This is a genomic window from Pseudomonas sp. AC229, from assembly GCF_979254655.1.
Genome location: NZ_CEEDHK010000099.1, coordinates 1 through 236, shown reverse-complemented (window position 1 = coordinate 236; position 236 = coordinate 1). Strand labels below are relative to the sequence as shown.

The 236-nt window shown below is 63.6% G+C and carries 1 pseudogene; it reads right to left on the bottom strand.

Annotated features, from left to right (window positions below):
• A pseudogene (locus AC0IW7_RS25015) lies at positions 1 to 236 on the bottom strand (tryptophan--tRNA ligase); the annotation flags it as partial.

Sequence of the window (236 nt, the reverse complement as noted above, 5' to 3'; positions counted from 1 at the left end):
GAGTCGCAGAATGGCGGCTTCGGCTTTGGCTTCAAAGCCAGGCTCGCGGCCATCTAAATGGATAAAGCGCCGCGCCACTTCGCGGGCGAAGTCCACGTGGGGCAACTGGTCGGCGCCCACCGGCACCAAGCCGGCGCGGTACAGCAGAATGTCGGCGGCTTGCCGCAGCGGGTAGCCGAGGAAGCCGTAGGTGCCGAGGTCTTTGTGGTGCAGTTGGTCTTGCTGCTCTTTATAGG